Annotated in this window: 14 protein-coding genes; 7 read left to right on the plus strand and 7 right to left on the minus strand. The window is 67.3% G+C overall.

Annotated elements, in window-relative coordinates; all coding sequences use genetic code 11:
• Window positions 1–38: 38 nt before the first annotated feature.
• Both N7573_RS21000 and N7573_RS21005 read right to left on the minus strand, forming a co-directional pair.
• Window positions 39–1,412, minus strand: coding sequence for a sigma-54 dependent transcriptional regulator (locus N7573_RS21000; RefSeq protein WP_010481514.1), 1,374 nt, complete (start codon window positions 1,410–1,412; stop codon window positions 39–41).
• A 60-nt stretch (window positions 1,413–1,472) separates the two neighbouring features.
• Entirely contained in the window at window positions 1,473–3,086 is a 1,614-nt protein-coding gene (locus tag N7573_RS21005) for an ATP-binding protein (RefSeq protein WP_049401617.1), read from the minus strand.
• Window positions 3,087–3,491: 405 nt separating this feature from the next.
• On the opposite strand from N7573_RS21005, the gene sucC reads away from it, so the two are divergent.
• The 3 genes from sucC (at window position 3,492) to N7573_RS21020 (ending at window position 7,416) form a co-directional block, all read left to right on the plus strand.
• Window positions 3,492–4,661 carry an ADP-forming succinate--CoA ligase subunit beta gene (sucC, locus tag N7573_RS21010; protein ID WP_004154430.1) on the plus strand — a complete coding sequence of 390 codons (1,170 nt, stop codon included), beginning with the start codon at window positions 3,492–3,494 and terminating at the stop codon, window positions 4,659–4,661.
• A gap of 20 nt (window positions 4,662–4,681) precedes the next feature.
• A complete protein-coding gene (gene sucD / locus N7573_RS21015) occupies window positions 4,682–5,557 on the plus strand; it encodes a succinate--CoA ligase subunit alpha (protein WP_005410793.1) in 876 nt (291 codons plus the stop codon).
• A 224-nt stretch (window positions 5,558–5,781) separates the two neighbouring features.
• Window positions 5,782–7,416 (plus strand): NAD+ synthase, encoded by a 1,635-nt coding sequence (locus tag N7573_RS21020; RefSeq protein ID WP_279943275.1) that lies wholly within the window; start codon window positions 5,782–5,784, stop codon window positions 7,414–7,416.
• 142 nt (window positions 7,417–7,558) lie between these two features.
• Here the strand turns inward: N7573_RS21020 and N7573_RS21025 are convergent, their stop codons facing one another.
• Window positions 7,559–8,761: a lipase family protein gene (locus N7573_RS21025; RefSeq protein WP_049463621.1), complete on the minus strand. Its 1,203-nt coding sequence runs from the start codon at window positions 8,759–8,761 to the stop codon at window positions 7,559–7,561.
• Window positions 8,762–8,951: 190 nt separating this feature from the next.
• Complete coding sequence (locus N7573_RS21030) at window positions 8,952–9,839, minus strand: outer membrane protein assembly factor BamD (RefSeq protein ID WP_029379759.1); 888 nt, start codon at window positions 9,837–9,839, stop codon at window positions 8,952–8,954.
• A gap of 113 nt (window positions 9,840–9,952) precedes the next feature.
• On the opposite strand from N7573_RS21030, the gene rluD reads away from it, so the two are divergent.
• From rluD to N7573_RS21050, 4 genes are read left to right on the plus strand one after another with little or no spacing between them, the layout of a single operon-like run.
• Window positions 9,953–10,942 carry a 23S rRNA pseudouridine(1911/1915/1917) synthase RluD gene (gene rluD / locus N7573_RS21035; protein ID WP_080291790.1) on the plus strand — a complete coding sequence of 330 codons (990 nt, stop codon included), beginning with the start codon at window positions 9,953–9,955 and terminating at the stop codon, window positions 10,940–10,942.
• A complete protein-coding gene (pgeF, locus tag N7573_RS21040; RefSeq protein WP_279913631.1) occupies window positions 10,942–11,712 on the plus strand; it encodes a peptidoglycan editing factor PgeF in 771 nt (256 codons plus the stop codon). The genes rluD and pgeF overlap by 1 nt, the downstream gene beginning before the upstream one ends.
• Window positions 11,713–11,732: 20 nt before the next feature.
• Window positions 11,733–12,239: a DUF4166 domain-containing protein gene (locus N7573_RS21045; RefSeq protein WP_279913630.1), complete on the plus strand. Its 507-nt coding sequence runs from the start codon at window positions 11,733–11,735 to the stop codon at window positions 12,237–12,239.
• Window positions 12,214–12,651, plus strand: a complete 438-nt coding sequence (locus N7573_RS21050) for a thiol-disulfide oxidoreductase DCC family protein (RefSeq protein ID WP_032128816.1) — start codon at window positions 12,214–12,216, stop codon at window positions 12,649–12,651. The genes N7573_RS21045 and N7573_RS21050 overlap by 26 nt, the downstream gene beginning before the upstream one ends.
• Before the next feature lie 72 nt (window positions 12,652–12,723).
• Here the strand turns inward: N7573_RS21050 and otsA are convergent, their stop codons facing one another.
• The 3 genes from otsA to otsB are packed head-to-tail and all read right to left on the minus strand — an operon-like array spanning window position 12,724 to window position 16,664.
• Window positions 12,724–14,088, minus strand: a complete 1,365-nt coding sequence (otsA, locus tag N7573_RS21055) for an alpha,alpha-trehalose-phosphate synthase (UDP-forming) (RefSeq protein WP_049422963.1) — start codon at window positions 14,086–14,088, stop codon at window positions 12,724–12,726.
• Entirely contained in the window at window positions 14,085–15,866 is a 1,782-nt protein-coding gene (locus N7573_RS21060; protein WP_279913629.1) for a glycoside hydrolase family 15 protein, read from the minus strand. The genes otsA and N7573_RS21060 overlap by 4 nt, the downstream gene beginning before the upstream one ends.
• A gap of 39 nt (window positions 15,867–15,905) precedes the next feature.
• On the minus strand, window positions 15,906–16,664 hold the full coding sequence (gene otsB / locus N7573_RS21065; RefSeq protein ID WP_032128814.1) for a trehalose-phosphatase: 759 nt from the start codon (window positions 16,662–16,664) through the stop codon (window positions 15,906–15,908).
• Between the last annotated feature and the right edge of the window lie 59 nt (window positions 16,665–16,723).

A 16,723-nucleotide genomic window follows, 5' to 3' on the forward strand; every position in this document is an offset into this window, starting at 1 on the left:
GCCAACCAAGGTTGGCGCCTACCAGGGCCGTTCGGCCCTTACTCCATCCCCAGCTTCTTCAGCTTGTAGCGCAGCGCGCGGAAGGTAATCCCCAGCTGCGCAGCCGTGCGGGTCTTGTTCCAGCGGTTCTCTTCCAGCGCGCGCTGGATGGCGCTGCGCTCCAGCTGCTCGATGTATGAGGGCAGGGCGGCACCGCCCGGCTGCAGGTCGGCCACGGCTTCGGCGGGAGCAGCGCCGCCGGGCGCACGTGGGGCGTGCTGCGGCAGGCGCAGGTCGTCGGCACCGATGCGGTCTTCTTCGGCCAGTGCCAGCGCGCGCTCCAGAATGTTCTCCAGCTCGCGCACATTGCCCGGGAACGCATAGTGGGCCAGCGCTTCCAGCGCCGACGGCGCCAGCAGCGGGGTGGCACGGCCGTGGCTGCGGGCCAGCCGCGCCAGCACGGCGGCCGCCAGCTCCGGCAGGTCCTGGCGGCGCTCGCGCAGCGGCGGCACCTTCAGTTCGATCACGTTGATGCGGTAGTACAGGTCGTGGCGGAAGCGCCCATCTTCGACCAGCTCGGCCAGGTCCTTGTGGGTGGCAGAGAGGATGCGTACGTCCACCGGTTCTTCGTTGGCCGCACCCACCGCACGCACCGACTTTTCCTGGATGGCGCGCAGCAGCTTCACCTGCATCTGCAGGGGCAGCTCGGCCACTTCGTCCAGGAACAGGGTGCCGCCATGTGCAGCCTGGAACAGGCCCGGCTTGTCGGCATGGGCGCCGCTGAAGCTGCCTTTGCGGTGGCCGAAGAATTCGCTTTCCATCAGCTCGCCGGGAATGGCACCGCAGTTGACCGGCACGAACGGACCAGCCGCACGCGCGCCCTGGGCGTGGATGGTGCGCGCGACCAGTTCCTTGCCAACCCCGGATTCACCGAGGATGTAGACCGGCGCCTGGCTGCGCGCGACCTTGCCGATGGTGGTGCGCAACACGTCCATGGCCGGCGAAGCGCCGAGCAGGCGTGCAGCCTGTTCGGTGGCGGGGCCGGGCGCAGGGCGTTCGGTGTTGTTGAGTTCCAGCGCGTGCTTGACCAGGCCACGCAGCACCGAGATGTCCACCGGCTTGCTGACGAAGTCGAAGGCGCCGGCCTTCAGCGCTTCCACGGCCAGGTCCATGCTGCCGAACGCGGTGATCATCGCCACCGGCGTGCGCGGATAGTGCTGGGCGATCTCGCTGACCAGCTCGATGCCGTTGCCATCCGGAAGGCGCATGTCGGTGATGCACAGGTCGTACGGGTTGCTGGCCAGCAGCTCGCGCGCTTCGGCCAGGTTGGCGGCGGTACTGATGCGCAGCCCCATGCGGCCGAGGGTCAGTACCAGCAGTTCGCGGATGTCGCGTTCATCGTCGACGACGAGGGCGCTGCGGGTTTCGTTCATGGGCGTGAAAGATAAACGAGGGGGCTGGAAGCGACAAATGTTTGACGCACAGATTTGGAATCAGGTGGGCAACAGCGTGTGCGGGCCGGGCAGCACCAGGCGGAAGCACGAGCCGCCGGCGGGCACCGGGATGTAGTCGAGCCGTGCCTGGTTGGCGCGGCACAACTCGCGGGCGATATACAGGCCCAGCCCGGTGCCGTGCTCGGAGGTAGTGAAGAACGGGCGGAACAGCTGTGCGGCCACGCTCTCGGGAATGCCCGGGCCGCGGTCCATCACGTCGATCACCGCGCTGCGCTCGTGCTGCGCCACGCGCAGGCGCACGCGCGCCGGTTGCTGGCCGATGCGGCCGTATTTCAGTGCGTTGTGCACCAGCACGGTGAGCACCTGGTACAGGTGTTTGCTGTCGACCTGCGCCATCACCGCCGTGTCGCTGATGATCGGTTCGATGCTGTCGGTTTCCAGCGTCTGGCCCTGCTTGTACTCCAGCACGAAGCGGCGCACGAAGGCGACCAGGTCGACGTTCTCGGGCGTGGCGCGCTCGCGCCGTGCCAGCCCCAGCACGCTCTCGACGATGCCGTTGGTGCGCTGGCATTGCTGGCGGATGATCTGCAGCAGACGGCGGTCGCTTTCGTTGAAACCGGTGCCTTCCTCCAGCAGCTGCACGGCGTAGTTGATCGCCGCCAGCGGATTACGGATCTCGTGGGCGAGGCTGGCCGAGAAGCGGCCCATCGCCGACAGGGTGAGCGATTCGGCGCGCCGCGAGACCACGCTGGAGTCGTCCAGGAATACCAGCGCCAGTTCGCTGCCGGCCAGCAGGCGGGCGAAGCGCGGTTGCACTTCCGGCTGGTCGGGGTTGAGCTGCAGCGGCAGTTCGTCTTGCGCCCAGCCGTTGCGCCAGCGCTGCAGGCGGCGCGCCAGTTCCGGCGCGGCACTGGCCAGATCCAGCCGTCCCGTCTCACCGATGCCGTCGTTGTCGCCGAGCAGCATCGAGGCCGCTTCATTGGCCAGGGTGATGCGGTTGTCGGCGTCCACGACCAGCACGCCGGTGCGCATGCGGCGGATGATCAGTTCGTTGATCTGGAACAGGTTGGCCACTTCGTCGCCGCGCTGGTTGGCCAGCTGCTGGTTGCGGCGCGCGCGGTTGCCCACCTGGTAGCTGATGAAGGCCAGCGCCAGGTAGCTGGTGGCGAACATGGCCAGCTCGGCCAGCGTGCGGGTGGGGTCACCGCCTTCGAGCACCTTCCAGAGGTATTCGGTACCGGTGGCCAGGCTGGCCGCAACCGCCAGGCCCAGGCCCCAGCTCAGCGGCAGCAGGGTGGCGGCGGCGGCGATGTTGAACAGCAGCGACATCGAGATGCCGGCGCTGGCACCGGGCAGGGCATGCGCCAGCAGGGTGGCGGCGATGATGTCCACCAGCACGCTGCTGACCACGATCGGGCGCAGCCAGCGTTCGTTGCGGCCGATTGCCAGGGCCAGCAGCGACAGCAGCAGATAGATCGCCGCGACGGTATCGGCCAGACGCGGGTGATGGGCCTCGCCGACCATGCCGGACAGGGGGCTGTAGAGCAGGCCGGCGATGACCGCGGCGATCAGCACCCGGTACAGCGCGAAGAAGTACAGCTCACGCCGCGGAATCGATTCGATGCGGTCGATCAATGAAGCACTGGGTGACACGCCGGAACTCCCCTTCTGGCTGCCTGGGTCTGGAATCTGCGGCGGCCCTGCCTGGCATCCCCTGAAGCCGGGCGGGTTCGTCGCTTCTATGTGGCCCGCGGTGGAAGCCGCCGGGCAAGCCCGACACTACACACCTTGGTTGACCAGTATAGGGCCCCCGGCAGGACGCCGCCGGAGCCGCCCGGATCGCGCATTTGGCCTGCCGTGGATACCGGTGGCCAACGCCGGCCCGGGCGCAACTGCCTGAATGGTGGTGGAAATCTGGCCGGGTGTGGCGTTTTGTACAGACTTCTTTGCGCCTCGGCGCTGGCTCGGCCACAATAGTGGGCCCGCCGCGGTCCATGCCGGCGCCCCGCCGGGGCCCTGAGGAATTGCGTGCGGTCGTTCCTATTCCCACGGTGACGCATGAATTTCCACGAATACCAGTCAAAACAACTGCTTGCCGAGTACGGCATCCCGGTCCCGGCCGGCAAGGTCGCTGCGACCCCGGACGAAGCGGTTGCCGCTGCCAACTCCCTGGGCCAGGGCCCCTGGATGGTCAAGGCGCAGATCCACGCTGGCGGCCGCGGCAAGGCTGGCGGCGTCAAGTTCTGCAAGACCACCGACGACGTGAAGGCCGCTGCGGCCAAGATGCTCGGCACCAAGATGGCCACCTACCAGACCGCTGGCGTTGAACTGCCGGTCAACCTGGTGCTGGTGACCACCGCCGGCGAGATCGTCAAGGAACTGTACCTGTCGGTGCTGGTCGACCGTGGCACCAAGACCATCACCTACATCGCCTCTTCGGAAGGCGGCGTGGAGATCGAGCAGGTCGCCGCTGAAACCCCGGAGCTGATCCACTCGCTGAACGTCGACTTCGTCGAAGGCGTGCAGGGTTACCACGGCCGTGATTTCGGCTTCAAGCTGGGCCTGACCGCCAAGCAGGCCGGCCAGTTCGCCAGCATCATGGTGAACCTGTACCGCCTGTTCAACGAAAAGGACCTGGCGCTGGTTGAAATCAACCCGCTGGCCATCCTGGACGACGGCAACCTGTACGCGCTGGACGGCAAGTTCGACAGCGACGACAACGCCGCGTTCCGCCAGAAGGCCCTGGTCGCCATGCGCGACAAGACCCAGGAAGATCCGACCGAAGTGATCGCTTCGGAGCTGGACATCAACTACGTCACCATGGACGGCAACATCGGCTGCATGGTGAACGGCGCAGGCCTGGCCATGGCCACCATGGACGTCATCAAGCTCAACGGCGGCGAGCCGGCGAACTTCCTGGACGTGGGCGGCGGTGCCAACAAGCAGCGCGTCATCGAAGCGTTCAAGCTGATCCTGTCCTCGGACAAGGTTGAAGGCATCTTCGTCAACATCTTCGGCGGCATCGTCCGCTGCGACATGATTGCCGAAGGCATCATCGCCGCCGTGAAGGAAGTGGGCGTCAAGGTTCCGGTCGTGGTGCGCCTGGAAGGCACCAACGTGGAAGAAGGCAAGCAGCTGCTGCGTGACAGCGGCATGGCCATCATCCCGGCTGACAACATCAACGATGGCGCCAAGAAGATCGTTGAAGCTGTCAAGAACGCTGCCTGATTCGACACCAAGGAATTCCCATGTCTGTTTTGATTAACAAGAACACCAAGGTGATCGTGCAGGGCTTCACCGGCCAGCAGGGCACCTTCCACGCCACTCAGATGATCGAGTACGGCACCCAGGTTGTTGGCGGCGTGACCCCGGGCAAGGGTGGCACCACCCATATCGACCTGCCGGTCTTCAACACCGTTGCCGACGCCGTGCAGAGCACCGGCGCCAACGCTTCGGTCATCTACGTGCCGCCGCCGTACGCGGCCGACGCGATCCTGGAAGCCGCTGCTGCCGGCATCAAGGTCATCGTCTGCATCACCGAAGGCATCCCGGTGCTGGACATGCTGCGCGTCAAGAACGTGCTGACCCGTTCGCATCCGGACACCGTGCTGATCGGGCCGAACTGCCCGGGCGTCATCACCCCGGGTGAGTGCAAGATCGGCATCATGCCGGGCCACATCCACCAGCCGGGCAAGATCGGCATCGTGTCGCGTTCGGGCACCCTGACCTATGAAGCGGTCAAGCAGACCACTGAAGTCGGTCTGGGCCAGTCCACCTGCATCGGCATCGGTGGTGACCCGATCAACGGCCTGAACTTCGTCGACTGCCTGAAGCTGTTCAACGAAGACCCGCAGACCGAAGGCATCATCATGGTTGGCGAAATCGGCGGTGACGCTGAAGAAGCCGGCGCCGAGTACATCAAGAACCACGTGAAGAAGCCGGTCGTCGGTTTCATCGCCGGTGCGTCGGCTCCGGCCGGCAAGCGCATGGGCCACGCCGGTGCGATCGCCTCGGGCGGCAAGGGCACTGCCGAAGGCAAGTTCGCCGCCATGGAAGCTGCCGGTGTTGTCACCGTCCGCTCGCCGGGCGACCTGGGCGCTGCCATCGCCAAGCTGGTGAAATAAGACCGCTTGTGTAGAGTCGAGCCATGCTCGACTGACGCTCTTGCTTCAAACAGAAAGGCCGCCTCCGGGCGGCCTTTCTGCGTCTGGTGCCCTGACCATCCCGGTAACCCCATCCACGCATGGCGTGGATCTACTGAGCCGGGGCTGTCCACGCAATGAGCGCGCCCGGCGCGCGCATGGCGCAGCGCTACAATGGGCACATTGCAACCACAGGCTGGATTCCCATGGCTTCGATCCGCATCGCGATGGCGCAGTTCGACTTCCCGGTCGGCGATGTCGCCGGCAACACCGAGCGCATCATCGAGATGATCGGCCAGGCGCGCGACGAGTACGGCGCCGAGCTGGTGATGTTCCCCGAGCTGGCGGTGAGTGGTTATCCGCCGGAAGACCTGCTGCTGCGCCCGGGCTTCCTGTACGAGTGCGAGCAGGCGATGGCCCGCATCGCTGCTGCCTGCCGTGGCATCACCGCCGTGGTTGGTTGGCCGCAGGCGGCCGGTGCGGTGGTCTACAACGCCGCCAGCGTGCTGCGTGACGGCCTGGTCGAGCAGACCTACCGCAAGCGCGAGCTGCCCAACTACGCGGTGTTCGACGAGCGCCGCTACTTCGATGTCGATCCGGATGGCGGCAGCTGCGTGTTCGAGGTCAACGGCATTCCGGTCGGCCTGCTGATCTGCGAGGACCTGTGGTTCGCCGAGCCGCTGGCCGACACCGTGCGCGCCGGTGCGCAGCTGGTGGTGGTGCCCAATGCCTCGCCTTACGAGCGTGGCAAGCATGCCCAGCGCGATGCGGTGCTGGCCGCACGCACCCGTGAGAGCGGGGCGGCGATCGCCTACCTCAACGTGGTCGGTGGCCAGGACGCGCTGGTGTTCGACGGCGCCTCGGTGGTGGCCGATGGCGACGGTACCGTGCACCCGGCCGCCGCCGCCTTCGTCGACCAGTGGCTGGTGGTGGAGTACGACGGTGAAAGCCGCCGCTTCATGCCGCACGTGTGGATGGACGATGGCGACGAGCGCATGGACGCGCTGGCCTGGCGCGCAGTGACCCGTGGCATCCAGGACTACTGCCGCAAGAACGGCTTCAAGAAGGTGTGGCTGGGCCTGTCCGGCGGCATCGACTCGGCGCTGGTGCTGGCCATGGCCGTGGACGCGATGGGCGCGGAAAACGTCACCGCCGTGCGGTTGCCGTCGCGCTATACCGCGGGCCTGTCCAACGACCTGGCCGCCGAACAGTGCCAGGCACTGGGCGTGAAGCTGGAGGCGGTATCGATCGAGCCGGCGTTCAAGGGCCTGATGGAATCGCTGGCGCCGATGTTCGAAGGCACTGCGCCGGACGTGACCGAAGAGAACCTGCAGTCGCGCAGCCGTGGCGTGATCCTGATGGCGCTGGCCAACAAGTTCGGTGGCCTGTTGCTGACCACCGGCAACAAAAGCGAATACGCGGTGGGTTACGCCACCATCTACGGCGACATGTGCGGTGGCTATGCGCCGCTGAAGGACCTGTACAAGACCGAAGTGTTCGGGCTGTCGAAGTGGCGCAACACCGTGGGCGGCGCGCCGGTGATCCCGCCGGCCGTGATCAGCCGCCCGCCGTCGGCCGAGCTGCGCGAGAACCAGCTGGACCAGGATTCGCTGCCGGCCTATGACGTGCTGGACGGCATCCTGTACCGCTACATCGACCAGGAGCAGTCGCGCACGGAGATCGTTGCGGCCGGTTACGACGCGGCCGTGGTCGACCGAGTGCTGCGCCTGGTGCGCATCAGCGAGTGGAAGCGGCACCAGGCCGCGCCGGGGCCGAAGGTCTCGCGCCGGGCATTTGGCCGCGAGCGTCGTTACCCGATCAGCAACGGCTACAAGGGCTGAAGCTGCGGTTGGCGGGTAGTGCCGGCCGCTGGCCGGCAACCCCGCATACCGCGCATCCACGCATGGCGTGGCTCTACTGCGTTCGGTAGTGCCGGCCGCTGGCCGGCAACCCGTATACCGCGTATCCACGCATGGCGTGGATCTACTGGGCGTCCTCAAGCAGTTGTTCGAGGCTGGCAGTTTCCGCAGCGTCGTTGAAGCGTCCGTCCCCCAGCCGTGCCCGCACAAACGCCAAGCCATCCGCCGCCGCCGCATCCAGCGTGCCGCGGTGGTCGACCGGGTAACGCCGGAACGCGACCGGCTCGCCTCGCAGGGCCAGGCCTGCGGCATACAGCAGGGTGGTCAGATAGGGCACATCGCGGTCCTCGCTGCCGTGGCCCAGCATCAGCGGTTGGCTGAAGCCGCGGCGCGGTACACCGAGATAGTCGTACAGCACCGCCCAGATGCCCGGCACGCTGGTCAGCGGTGCAGTGAACATGCTGCCGGTATCTGCACCGTCCAGCGTGGTGGCCAGTTCGCCCAGGCACTGCTCGCGTGCCACTGCCACGCGAGCGCGACCGGTGTCGCTGAGGACGCGGTCGATCTGTGGCGCGACCTGCAACAGACCGTCGAGCAGATACGCGTGATACGCGTTGAGCGCGCCAGGATTGGCGGTGCGGTTGTCCGGCTTCATCACCAGCGCGGTCAGCTCGACTGCGGTAGGCGTGCCGGTGGTGAAGCTGCCACGGTAGTGCAGGGAAGGACCACCATAGGTGGGCGCCAGATGCCCGGCTGTGAGGGCTGCAGCGCCACCCTGTGAATGACCAACCGAGACCCAGCGCGGCGACAGCGCTGCGTTGCCCAGGTACTGGCGGCTGGCCTTGACCAGGTCGATGGCATTGCGCGCGGCCGTGCGGACGTGCAGATAGGCATGCTCGCCGGGGCTGCCGAGCCCCTGGTAGTCCGCGGCGACCACCGCATAGCCCTGTGCCAGGAACTGATCGAGGAAGCGCCCGTCGCGTTCGGGTTGGTAGGGGCCGGACACCGAGGGCGCGCAGCGATCTGCGATGCCCTGGGTGCCATGTGCCCAGGACACCACCGGCCAGCCGCCCGCTGGAGCCGCGCCGGCGGGCAGGTACAGCAGGCCGGTGCCTTCGGCCAGCTGGCCGCGAAGATCCGGGGTGCGGTAGTGGAGCTTGTAGGCCTGCGCAGCCTTGGACGGCACCCATGACGCGCGATAGGGGGCAGCAGACAGCAGATCACCCGGTGCACCCGGTGCGGCAGCCAGGGGGGCCGAGGACAGCGCCAGCAGGGCGGTGGCAAGGAGGCAGGCGAGGGGGCGGAAACGGCGGGGCGGTAGGGTCATGGGGCGCTCCTTCACGGCCGGGATGGCCGTTGCGCCGCAGTGTGGAGGGCGTCGCCGGAGCGGGATGCGACCGGCGTCGCATCCGCCGGGAATTCGTAGAATTCCTAGTGTCGTGGTCGATGGGCGTACGAACCATCCACGCATGGCGTGGATCTACCGACAAAGAAAAGGCCCCTTTCGGGGCCCTCTCTTACTTCTTTTCCAGTCGCGCGTTGCGCTGGCCGGTGCTGGCGGATTTCTCGCCGGCGAACGGGTTCAGCTTGCGGATCATCCACGGGTACTTCGGCCACTTGCCTTCCAGCCACGGGTGGTCCGGCTGGTTCAGCTGCAGGACGCGGCGGGCATCGTCGGCCAGGGTCTTGTTGCCCAGGTGGGTGTAGGAATCGGCCAGCACAGCCACGGCGTCGTACTGGAACGCGCTCTGCGGGTAGGTTTCCAGCAGGTAGTTGGCGCGGCCGGCGGCCGAGACCCAGGCGCCGCGGCGCATGTAGTACAGGGCGTTGTCCAGCTCATGCTGGGCGAACACGTCACGCAGCTCCAGCATGCGCTGGCGCGCATCGGCGGCGTAGCGGCTGTTCGGGTAGCGGTCCACCACGATGTTGAAGTCCGAATACGCCTGGTGCGGCGTGGACAGGTCGCGGCGGCTGGCATCCAGCGACCATACGCGGCGCAGGAAAACCGTACTGCGGTTGGAGTTGGCCAGGCCGCGCAGGTAGTACAGGTACGCGATGTTGCGATGGGTCGGGTAGGTACGGATGAAGCGGTCGATGCTGGACACCGCGTCATCGTGCTTGCCGGCCTTGTACTGGGCGTAGGCGGTCTCGATCATCGCCTGCTCGGTGTACGGACCGTACGGATACTGGGCCACCAGGCGGCGGAAGCTGGCTTCGGCGCCGCTCCAGTTGCCACCCTGCATCAGCTTGTGGCTCTTCTCGTACAACTGTTCGACCGGCGTCCCTTCATCGGGGCGATCGCCCTTCTTGGCACCACGGTGGCAGCCGGTGGCGGCGATGACCAGCACCAGCAGCAGGGCGGTGAGGCGGACGGGCGCGGAGAGCATGGCGGAGCGTCGGATCATGGGGTCGAGGCGGGACGCGGCTGGAATACGAAGGGTCGATGATAGCCTAGTGTCCTGTCCAGCGACTGAAACCGGCCGCCGGGACCCCAAAATTTCAAAGAATGCCCCCTGCCATGTCTGAACAACCCTCTGAATCGGCCCGCCAGGCCATCGTCCCCGACACCGCTGCCGGCCGTCGTTTCGACGCCGTGGTGGCCGAACTGTTCCCCGAATACTCGCGTTCGCGCCTGACCGAGTGGATCAAGGCCGGTGAGGTGCTGCTGGACGGCGCCCAGGTGCGCCCGCGCGATCCGCTGCGCGGCGGCGAGCTCGTGACCCTCAATGTGGTGCTCGAGACCCAGACCGACGCCCAGCCGGAGGACATCCCGCTGGACGTGCTGTTCGAGGACGAGCACCTGCTGGTGATCAACAAGCCGGTCGGCCTGGTGGTGCACCCGGGCGCGGGCAACCACAGCGGCACCCTGGTCAACGCCCTGCTGTTCCGCGACCCCTCGGTGGCGGTGCTGCCGCGCGCCGGCATCGTGCACCGCCTGGACAAGGACACCAGCGGCGTGATGGTGGTGGCCAAGACCCTGGAAGCGCAGACCGCACTGGTCGAGCAGCTGGCCGCGCGCGACGTGCACCGCCAGTACCTGGCCATCGTGATGGGTGCGCTGGTGGCCGGCGGTACCGCCGATGCCCCGATCGACCGCCACCCACGCGACCGCCTGAAGATGGCCGTGCGCGAGGATGGCAAGGAAGCGATCACCCATTACCGACTGCGCGAGCGCTTCCGTGCGCACACTGCGCTGGAGTGCCGCCTGGAAACCGGCCGTACCCATCAGATCCGCGTGCACATGGCGCACGTGCGCCATCCGATCATCGGTGACCCGCTGTACGGCGGTGCGCTGAAGCTGCCCAAGGGCGCCAGCGATGAGCTGGTAGCCGCGCTGCGCGGCTTCAAGCGCCAGGCCCTGCACGCCGAGACCCTGGAGTTCACGCACCCGATCACCGGTGAGCCGGTGCGCAACACCGCGCCGGTGCCGGACGACATGCTGCACCTGATGAAGGTGCTGCGCGAAGACAGCGAAGCCTTCGCCGCACGCGAGCGGGACCGCTGGTGATGGCCGCCGCGTTGCCTTTGCTGCAGGCGGACTGGCCGGCGCCTCCGGGCGTCCATGCGCTGACCACGCGTCGGCACGGTGCGGGCATTTCGCCGGCGCCGTTCGCGCAGTTCAACCTGGGCAACCGGCACGCGGCCGATGGTGATACCCCGGCCAACGTGGAGCACAACCGGCAGCTGCTGCAGCAGGGGCTGGCGCTGCCCTCGGCACCGCACTGGCTGCGTCAGGTGCACAGCAGCACGGTGCTGCGCTTCACAACGCCGCCGGTGCCTGGCGCAAGCGAACCGGTGGCCGACGCTGCGGTGACCTCGGTGCCCGGCGTGGTGCTGGCGATCCTGACCGCCGACTGCCTGCCGGTGGTGTTCGCCGCTGCCGACGGTAGCGAGGTGGGCGCCGCTCACGCCGGATGGCGCGGGCTGGCCGACGGCATGCTGGAGGCCACCGTGGCCGCCATGCAGACCCCGCCCGCGCAGCTTCGCGCGTGGCTGGGCCCGGCGGCCGGGCCGGCCGACTACGAGATCGGCGAAGAGGTCTTCCACGCCTTCGTCGGCCATGATCCGGCGGCCGAGGCGGCGTTTGTGGCGACACGCCAGGGGCACTGGAAGGTGGACCTGTTCGCGCTGGCGCGGCAGCGGTTGCAGGCGGCGGGGATGGACCCGGCGCATGTCTATGGCGGCAAGGTGTCGACGATGGCCGATCCCGACCTGTATTCGCACCGGCGCGACCGTCGCACCGGGCGCATGGCGACCCTGGCCTGGATCGCGCCCTGACCCCGCCGCTGTTCGCGCGCGTGCTGGGGCCGGCCTTCGCCACCCTGGCCGCGCCGGTGCAGGCGCTGCATGCCGTGCCGTTGCCTTGCCGCTACGTGGGACAGGCGCGCATCGTGAGAGGGCGGCACTGGCTGGTGCCGCTGCTGGCCGCGTTGGCGCAGTTGCCGAAGGACGGCGACGCGCTGCCCACCGAAGTGGCGTTCAGTGCACACGGGCAGGGCGAGCAATGGGCGAGGCGGTTTGGCCGCTGGCCGATGGTGTCGCGGCTGTGGGCGCACGAAGGGTACCTGCGCGAGCAGTTGGGCGCGGTGCGCTTCGAATTTGATCTGCAGGCCCGCGACGGTGGCATCGACTGGTCGGTGCGGCGGGTCTGGGCGTTCGGGCTGCTGCCGCTGCCGAAGCGCTGGTTCGGCGGCGTGCGATGTCGCGAAGCGTGGCACGGCCAGCGCTACACTTTCCTGGTCGATGTGACCTTGCCCTGGGCCGGAGCCCTGATCCGCTATGAAGGCTGGCTCGAACCGCAGTGATTCCGCCGCCGAGGCCGGCAGCGCGGTGATCGTGTTTGATGGCGTGTGCGCGCTGTGCAACCGCTGGGTGCGCTTCCTCCTGCGTTTCGACCGCAAGGGCCGCTACCGCTTTGCGGCGATGCAGGGCGCGCAGGGCAGTGCGATGTTGCGCGCGCATGGGCTGGACCCGCAGGACCCGATGTCGTTCCTGCTGCTGGACGAACAGGGCGCCTGGACCGATACCGATGCGATCCTGCGCGTGCTGGCGGGGCTGGGCGGCGCCTGGCGCCTGACCGGTGCATTGCGCGTGCTGCCGCGCAGCTGGCGTGATGCCGCGTACCGCGCGCTGGCCCGCAACCGCTACCGCTGGTTCGGGCGGCATGACGCCTGTTACCTGCCCGCACCGGAGCAGGCCGCGCGGTTCCTGGATTGAAGAAAAAAGGGGACGGAGGGGATTAAGTCGTTTGTGCACAAACGACTTAATCCCCTCCGTCCCCTTTTTCCCTCAACCTTCCAGCGCGTCCAGATAGCTGCGGCGCCAGTGGTTGATGTCGTAGGTGCGCAGGTGCTCCATCATCGCGTGCCAGCGTTCCTTGCGCCTGCGCAGCGACATCGTTGCCGCGGTGGCGATGGCGTCGGCCACGCCGTCCAGATCATGCGGGTTCACCAGCAGAGCCTGCTTGAGTTCGTCGGCGGCGCCGGCCAGCAGCGACAGCACCAGCACGCCGGGGTCTTCCGGGTCCTGCGACGCTACGTACTCCTTGGCTACCAGGTTCATGCCATCGCGTAGCGGCGTGACCAGGCCTACTGCCGCCGCCCGGTAGAAGCCGGTCAGCGTGGCATGGGTGAAGTTCTGGTTGACGTAGCGCAGCGGCGTCCAGTCCGGTTCGGCGTGGCCACCGTTGATGTGCCCGGCGATCTGTTCCAGCTGGCTGCGCAGCTGCCGGTACTCGGTGACATCGCCTCGCGAGACCGGGGCGATCTGCAGGTAGGTCAGCGAGCCGCGCTGATCCGGATGGCGCTCCAGATAGCGCTCGAAGCCGAGGAAGCGTTCGGGCAGGCCCTTGGAATAGTCCAGGCGATCCACGCCGATCGCCAGCTGGCGGTCACGCAGGCTGTTGCGCAGGTTCTTCACAGCGGCCTTGGTGGCGGCGGTGCCGGCCTGTCGCGCGATCAGCTCGGTGTCGATGCCGATCGGGAACGCCGCCGCACGGAAGCGGCGCCCGCCCGGTGCTTCCAGCTCGCCGTTTTCGAGCACGCGGCCGCCGCCGAACAGGCGCAGGTAGGTCTGGAACCGATCCGCATCGCGCTGGGTCTGGAAGCCGACCAGATCGTAGGCATACAGCGCGGAAAACAGCCGCAGGTGGTCGGGCATCGCCTGCAGCAGATCGGCCGACGGCATCGGGATGTGCAGGAAGAAACCGATGCGGCAGCCGATGCCACGCTCGCGCAGCAGCGCACCAAGCGGGATCAGGTGGTAGTCGTGGATCCAGACGATGTCGTCCTCGCGCAGCAGCGGCGCGAGCTTGTCGGCGAACAGCGCGTTGACCTTATGGTAGGTCTCGCGGGTGCCCCGGTCGTAGTCGACCAGATCCAGGCGGAAGTGCAGCAACGGCCAGAGGGTGCGATTGGCGAAACCGTTGTAGTAGCCATCCACCTCGCGCTTGCTCAGGTCCATGGTGACGTAGTCGATGTCACCGTCTTTCTGCCGGTGCAGCGTGCCGCTGCCTTCCTTCACCGTCTTGCCACTCCAGCCGAACCACAGGCCGCCGCGTTCCTTCAGGGCAGCCAGCAGGCCGACCGCCAGGCCGCCGGCGCGGTTCTCGCCGGGTACGGCCACACGGTTTGAGACCACGACCAGACGACTCACGATGCCTCCTGCCAGGACCGCGACAGGCGCATTGCGGCGGTGATCAGGCCGACGTGCGAATAGGTCTGCGGGAAATTGCCCCAGGCCTCGCCGCTGTCGAAGGCCAGATCCTCCGACAGCAGGCCCAGGTGGTTCCGCTGCTTCAGCAGCAGCTCGAACATCCCGCGTGCTTCGTCCATGCGCCCGATCGCGGCCAGCGCATCGATGTACCAGAAGGTGCAGATGGTGAAGCTGGTTTCCGGTTCGCCGAAGTCATCCGGCGCGACATAGCGGTACAGCGAGTTGCCATGCTTGAGGTCGCGGCCGATGGCGTCGACGGTGGCGATGAAGCGCGCATCCATCGCGTCGATGAAGCCGATGTCGGCCAGCAGCAGCAACGAGGCATCCAGCCGATGGCCACCAAAGGTATCGATGAAGTGGCCCAGCTCCTCGCTCCAGGACTCGGCCATGATGCGCGCATGGATGGTGTCGGCACGCTCGCGCCAGTAGTGGGCACGATCATCGCGCTTCAGGCGTACGGCGATCTTGCACAGGCGGTCGCAGGCGGCCCAGCACATCGCGCTGGTGTAGGTGTGCACTTCGGTGCGGCCGCGGAATTCCCACAGGCCGGCATCGGGTACGTCGTGCAGGGCGAACGCCTGTTCACCCAAGGGTTCCAGGCGGGCGAAGGTGTGCGCATCGCCCGGGTCCTGCAGGCGGCGGTCGAAGAACAACTGGGTGGACGCCAGCACCACGCTGCCGTAGACATCGTGCTGGCGCTGCACCCAGGCCAGGTTGCCGCGCCGCACCGGGCCCATGCCACGGTAGCCGGACAGGCTGGGTACTTCGTCCTCGTCCAGCTTGGCCTCGAAGCCGATGCCATACAGCGGCTGCAACGTACCATCGGTGGTGGCCAGGTTGAAGATATAGCCGAGGAACTGTTCCATCGTGCGCGTTGCGCCGAGGCGGTTCAGTGCGCGCACCACGAACGCGGCATCACGCAGCCAGCAGTAACGGTAGTCCCAGTTGCGCACGCTGCCGGGCGCTTCCGGAATGGAGGTGGTCATCGCCGCGATGATCGCGCCGCTGTCCTCGTACTGGCACAGCTTCAGGGTGATCGCACTGCGGATTACCGCGTCCTGCCATTCCAGCGGAATGGACAGGTAGCGCACCCATTCGCGCCAGTAGTCGCGGGTGCGCTGGAAGGCTTCCTGCACATAGCCACTGATCGAGCGGTTGAGCGATTCATCCACGCCCAGGATCAGGTGGATGGGATGGTTGAGCACGAACGGCAGGCCATCGCGGATGAAGCGCACCGGCACGTCGGTGGTCAGCCGCAGCACGTGTTCGGGCAGGATCCAGCGCACGTGGTTGCTGCCCCAGGTGGACTCGGGCACGCGTGCGCCCCAGTCGGCCAGTGGCCGTGCGTGCACGGTGATGCGTGGGCTGCCGGCCAGTGGTCGTACCTGGCGGATCAGGCTGACCGGTCGGTAGAAACGGTCGTTCTGGCGCCAGCGCGGGGCGAAATCAAGGATTTCCAGTTCACCACCGTGCACGTCGCGCAGCACGGTACGCAGGATCGCGGTGTTGGTCAGGTATTCCTGCTCGCTGCTCGCGAAGTCCTCCAGCTCGATGGCGAAGTCGCCACCCGTCTGCTGGTTGGGGCCGAGCAGGGCACAGAAGGTGGGGTCGCCGTCGAAGGTGGGCAGGCAGCTCCAGACAACGCGGGCACGTTTGTCGACCAGGGCGCCGAAGCTGCCGTTGCCGACCACGCCCAGATCAAGATCGGGTTGGGTCATCACGCGGTACATCTCGGTTGCGGCCGTGGGGTGGCCGGGTCAATAGGCATTCTCACGCAGCCAGGCGTGCACGCTGCGTATGTCGGGCAGCGCGAACACGGCTTTGCTGGGTTCCCGTTCGCCCACCAGTACGCTCCAGCCATGCTGGCCATTGGCGGCGTCGAAGCCGAACTCATCGGTCAGGTCATCGCCGAGGAACACCGGCAGGCGGCCGCGGAACGGCAGGTACTGCATCATCCGGCGCACGGCACGGCCCTTGTCGGTGCCGACCGGAACGAATTCGACCACATGGTCACCGGGCTGCAGGCGATAGCTGGCACGGCCACGCACATGGCGGTCGGCAAAGGCGCGCACATCACTTGCCGCGTGCGGCGCACCGCGCCAATGCAGCGCCAGGCCGACGCCCTTGTCTTCCACCAGCACGCCGGGATGGCCATGGGCGAAGCGCATCGCCTGCTGGTGCAGCGCGTGCAGCCACTCGGCGGTGTCGTCGTCGTGTTCGTCGCGCAGGACGCGACCGTCTTCGCCGCGCAGTTCGTGGCCATGCAGGCCGGCGGCGGGCAATTTCAGGGGAGCGAACAGTTGATCCAGCTGTTCAAGCGGGCGGCCACTGACCAGTGCCACGGCACCTTCCAGGCGGTCGCTGATGCGGCCGATGGCTTCACGCACATCCGGCAGCAACTGCACGGCATCCGGGCGTGCAGCGAATTCGATCAGGGTGCCGTCGACATCGAGGAACAACGCGCAGGCGTCATCCAGCAATGGCGGTGGCGGACGCAGGGGGAGCGGTTCAGCCATGACGCCCAGCTTGCCAGCGCGGGCGTGTACGTGGGGTCGAGGGCAGGCTACGGATTGGG

Source organism: Stenotrophomonas sp. GD04054, assembly GCF_029836955.1.
GTDB classification, from domain to species: Bacteria; Pseudomonadota; Gammaproteobacteria; order Xanthomonadales; family Xanthomonadaceae; genus Stenotrophomonas; species Stenotrophomonas maltophilia_A.

Excerpts from the sequence above, each read along its gene's own strand:
- pgeF (WP_279913631.1), top strand. The coding sequence starts at position 10,942 with ATGGCCGCCGCGTTGCCTTTGCTGCAGGCGGACTGGCCGGCGCCTCCG.
- N7573_RS21020 (WP_279943275.1), top strand. The coding sequence starts at position 5,782 with ATGGCTTCGATCCGCATCGCGATGGCGCAGTTCGACTTCCCGGTCGGC.
- N7573_RS21050 (WP_032128816.1), top strand. The coding sequence starts at position 12,214 with ATGAAGGCTGGCTCGAACCGCAGTGATTCCGCCGCCGAGGCCGGCAGC.
- N7573_RS21060 (WP_279913629.1), bottom strand. The coding sequence starts at position 15,866 with ATGACCCAACCCGATCTTGATCTGGGCGTGGTCGGCAACGGCAGCTTC.
- N7573_RS21000 (WP_010481514.1), bottom strand. The coding sequence starts at position 1,412 with ATGAACGAAACCCGCAGCGCCCTCGTCGTCGACGATGAACGCGACATC.
- N7573_RS21025 (WP_049463621.1), bottom strand. The coding sequence starts at position 8,761 with ATGACCCTACCGCCCCGCCGTTTCCGCCCCCTCGCCTGCCTCCTTGCC.
- sucC (WP_004154430.1), top strand. The coding sequence starts at position 3,492 with ATGAATTTCCACGAATACCAGTCAAAACAACTGCTTGCCGAGTACGGC.
- sucD (WP_005410793.1), top strand. The coding sequence starts at position 4,682 with ATGTCTGTTTTGATTAACAAGAACACCAAGGTGATCGTGCAGGGCTTC.
- rluD (WP_080291790.1), top strand. The coding sequence starts at position 9,953 with ATGTCTGAACAACCCTCTGAATCGGCCCGCCAGGCCATCGTCCCCGAC.
- N7573_RS21030 (WP_029379759.1), bottom strand. The coding sequence starts at position 9,839 with ATGATCCGACGCTCCGCCATGCTCTCCGCGCCCGTCCGCCTCACCGCC.
- otsB (WP_032128814.1), bottom strand. The coding sequence starts at position 16,664 with ATGGCTGAACCGCTCCCCCTGCGTCCGCCACCGCCATTGCTGGATGAC.